Source organism: Streptomyces sp. NPDC054840 (assembly GCF_053611065.1).
Window position 1 is genome coordinate 1 of the sequence record NZ_JBSGZP010000704.1, and the last position, 3733, is coordinate 3733.

The 3733-nt window shown below is 72.8% G+C and carries 4 protein-coding genes; 2 read left to right on the plus strand and 2 right to left on the minus strand.

All coding sequences use genetic code 11. From position 1 onward, the window contains the following. On the plus strand, nt 1-1383 hold a 1383-nt coding region (locus tag ACWGIU_RS32585; protein WP_453711711.1), incomplete at its 5' end, for a DUF885 domain-containing protein. 121 nt (nt 1384-1504) lie between these two features. Here the strand turns inward: ACWGIU_RS32585 and ACWGIU_RS32590 are convergent. Further along, complete coding sequence (locus ACWGIU_RS32590) at nt 1505-2017, minus strand: rhodanese-like domain-containing protein (protein ID WP_453711712.1); 513 nt, start codon at nt 2015-2017, stop codon at nt 1505-1507. 94 nt (nt 2018-2111) lie between these two features. Between ACWGIU_RS32590 and ACWGIU_RS32595 the strand changes: the two genes are divergently transcribed. Further along, the gene (locus ACWGIU_RS32595) at nt 2112-2558 is read left to right on the plus strand and encodes an Lrp/AsnC family transcriptional regulator (RefSeq protein WP_453711713.1); all 447 of its coding nucleotides are present in this window, start codon (nt 2112-2114) and stop codon (nt 2556-2558) included. A gap of 94 nt (nt 2559-2652) precedes the next feature. Here the strand turns inward: ACWGIU_RS32595 and ACWGIU_RS32600 are convergent. Continuing rightward, nucleotides 2653-3733 (minus strand): SbcC/MukB-like Walker B domain-containing protein (locus ACWGIU_RS32600; protein ID WP_453711714.1); only part of this gene is annotated, 1081 nt, incomplete at its 5' end.

Here is a 3733-nt window from a genome sequence, read left to right on the forward strand (position 1 = left end):
GTCAGCAACATCCACAGCCCCGCGCACTCCGTCCGTGAGATCTTCTCCCTGACCCCCGCCGACACCGACGAGGACTGGGCGGCGATCGCCGAGCGCCTGCGGGCCGTACCGGCCGCCTTCGACGGCTACCGCGAGAGCCTCGGGCTGGGCCTGGAGCGTGGCCTGTACGGTGGCCCCCGCGCCACCACCACCATGATCGGCCAGCTCACGACCTGGGTGGGCGAGGACGGCTCCGAGGCACCCTTCTTCGAGGGCTTCGTCTCCGCCGGTCCGGACTCCCTGCGCGCCGAACTGGACGCCGCGGCCGCGGGCGCGACCGCCGCCGTCGTCCAACTGCGCGACTGGATGCGCTCGGTGTACGCCCCGGCCGTCGAGGGCCGGCCCGACACCGTGGGCCGCGAGCGGTACGCCCGCTGGGCCCGTTTCTTCAACGGCACCGACCTGGACCTGGAAGAGGCGTACGCCTACGGCTGGTCGGAGTACCACCGGCTGCTCGCCGAGATGCAGTCCGAGGCGGCCAAGATCCTTCCGGGCGCCGGCCCGTGGGAGGCCCTGAAGCACCTGGACGAGCACGGCACGCACATCGAGGGTGTGGACGAGGTCCAGGCCTGGCTGCAGGGGCTGATGGACGAGGCCATCGGGAACCTCGACGGCACCCACTTCGAACTCGCCGAGCGCGTCCGCAAGGTGGAGTCCCGCATCGCCCCGCCGGGCGGCCCCGCGGCCCCGTACTACACGTCCCCCTCGGAGGACTTCTCCCGGCCGGGCCGGACCTGGCTGCCCACCATGGGCCTGACCCGCTTCCCCGTGTACGACCTGGTGTCCACCTGGTACCACGAGGGCGTGCCGGGTCACCACCTGCAGCTCGCGCAGTGGACGCACGTGGCGGACCAGCTCTCGCGCTACCAGGCCACCGTCGGCATGGTCAGCGCCAACGCCGAGGGCTGGGCGCTGTACGCGGAGCGGCTGATGGACGAGCTGGGCTACCTCAAGGACGCCGAGCAGCGCCTGGGTTACCTGGACTGCCAGATGATGCGGGCGGCGCGGGTCATCGTGGACATCGGTATGCACGTGGGCCTGGAGATCCCGGCGGACTCGCCGTTCCACCCCGGCGAGCAGTGGACGGTGGATCTGGCGCAGGAGTTCTTCGGCCTGCACAGCGGCCGGCCGGCGGACTTCGTCGAGAGCGAGCTGACCCGCTATCTGTCGATGCCGGGGCAGGCGATCGGCTACAAGCTGGGTGAGCGTGCCTGGCTGCTGGGCCGGGACAACGCGCGTGCCGCGCAGGGTGATTCCTTCGACCTGAAGGCCTGGCACATGGCGGCGCTGTCGCAGGGCTCGCTGGGGCTGGACGATCTGGTCGACGAGCTGTCGAAGCTCTGACGGCTCGGCCGCGCCGGCGACGGACGAGGGGCGGCGGACGACGGACGACGGACGACAGGCGGGCCGCTCATCCCCCGGGGGAGGAGCGGCCCGTCCTCGTCGGCCCTGTAAGGCACACACCTCAGCAGCCGCAGTCGTCGGAGCCGGTCGGTGCGGTCAGGGGGTCGGCCTCGGCGCGCTGCCGGCTGCCCTGCCAGGTCTCGACCTCGAAGCCCTCGCGGATCCAGTACTCGATGCCGCCGAGCATCTCCTTGACCTGGAAGCCGAGTTCCGCCAGGGCGAGGGCGGAGCGGGTACCGCCGTTGCAGCCCGGTCCCCAGCAGTACGTCACGACGGGGACGTTCTTGTCCAGAAGCCGCTCGGCCTGCTCGGGAACGACGGCGGTGGGCAGGTGGACGGCCCCGGGCACGTGGGCCTGGTCCCAGGACGGGGTCGAGCGGGAGTCGACGAGCTGGAAGCCGAGCTCGGCGCCCTGCTCGCGGTGGGCCTTGAGGGCGGCGGCGACATCCGACACGTCCGCGTGGAAGGCCAGGCTCGCGGCGAAGTACGCGGCCGCCGCGGCCGGGGAGGCCGGGGGCACCCGGAGCACGGGGTTGGTGGCGGCGGGGACGGAGGAGGTGCTCTGTGTCGTCATGGCAAGAAATCTACGATCCGTTGATCATCGCCGGAAGTGGTTTCCCCCGGCCTTTTCCTTGTCGGACCGGGGAATCCCCTGCTAAACCTGCCCCATGACCGACTATTCCCCTGACGCCACCGACTGGCGGATCCTTGAAACCCTCCAGCGGGACGGCCGCGCCAGTTTCACCGAGCTCGCCCGCTCCGTGTCCATGTCCGCGAGCGCCGTCACCGAGCGGGTCCGCCGGCTGGAGGAGACCGGCATCATCACCGGGTACACGGCGGTGGTGGATCCGGAAAAGCTCGGCAAGTCGATCCTCGCGCTGGTTCGGCTGCGCTACCCGCACGGGAACTACAAGCCGTTCCACGACTTCCTGGAGTCGGCCCCCGAGATCCTGGAGGCGCATCACGTGACCGGGGACGACTGTTTCGTCCTCAAGGTCGCGGCGCGCTCGATGGCGCACCTGGAGGAGGTCACGGGCCGGATCTCGGGCCTCGGACCGGTGACGACGAGCATCGTCTACTCTTCGCCGCTGCCCCGCAGGCCGCTCAGCCCCTGAGCCCGCGGCCGCTGCCTCTGCCGCTGCCCCCGCCTCTGCCCCCGCCCCGGCCTTGGCCCCGGTCCAGCCCCTGGCGCAGCCCGCCCCGCCGGGCTCAGTCCGTGAGCGCCGCCGTCCGGTGGCGCACCACGGAGCCGCCGCGCTGCTTGACGATCTCCAGCTGCGTCTGGACGCGGGTCCGCAGGTCGGCGACGTGGCTGACGATGCCGACGCTGCGGTCCCGCTCGCGCAGCGAGTCCAGGACGTCGAGCACCTCGTCCAGCGCCTGGTCGTCGAGGCTGCCGAAGCCCTCGTCGATGAAGAGGGTGTCGAGCCGCATCCCGCCCGCCTCGTCCGTGACCACGTCCGCGAGGCCGAGCGCCAGGGCGAGCGAGGCGAAGAAGGTCTCGCCGCCCGACAGGGTGGCGGTGTCCCGCTCACTGCCGGTCCACGCGTCGACCACGTGCAGTCCGAGGCCGGAGCGCCCCCGTCCGCTGGCGCGCGCGTCGGAGTGGACCAGGGTGTAGCGGCCGCCGGACATGCGCAGCAGCCGTACCGTCGCGGCGGCGGCCACCTGCTCCAGGCGGGCGGCCAGCACGTAGGCCTCCAGGCGCATCCTGCGCTCGTTGTCGGCGGAGGTGCCGGCGGTGAGTCCGGCCAGCCGGGCGACCCGGTCGTAGGCCTCGCGCAGCGGGCCGAGCGCGCGCAGTTCCTGCTCGGCCTGCCGGGAGAGCCGGTCGAGCTCCGCGCAGCGCACCCGGGCCGCGTCGGCCGCCGACCCCGCCGTACGAAGCTTCGCCGCGGCCGAGGTCGCACGGGCCTCGGCCACATCCGGTGCGGCCGGAGGCAGGGCTGCCGCTTCGGCGGCGCCCGTCTCCCGACGGCGGTCCGCCAGCAGGGCCTCCTCCGTCTGCCAGGCGTCCATCCGATGTTGGAGCGCGGTGCGTTCGTACTCCGGGAGCACCGCGTCGGCGGCGGCCTCGATGGTGTCGAACCCGGCCTTGAACGCGGCGTCGGCGAGCTGGCCGTCGGCCTCCTTCAGCCGGGCCGCCGTGGTCTCGGCCCGGCGCAGCGAGGTGGCCGCGCCGGAGACCATCCGGACCCGGTCCTCCAGGGTGCGGGCTCGCGCCGCGACGGTGGGCGCGCCGTCCCGTACGAGGGCCAGTTCGGCCTCCAGTCCGGCCTGTTCGCGGTCC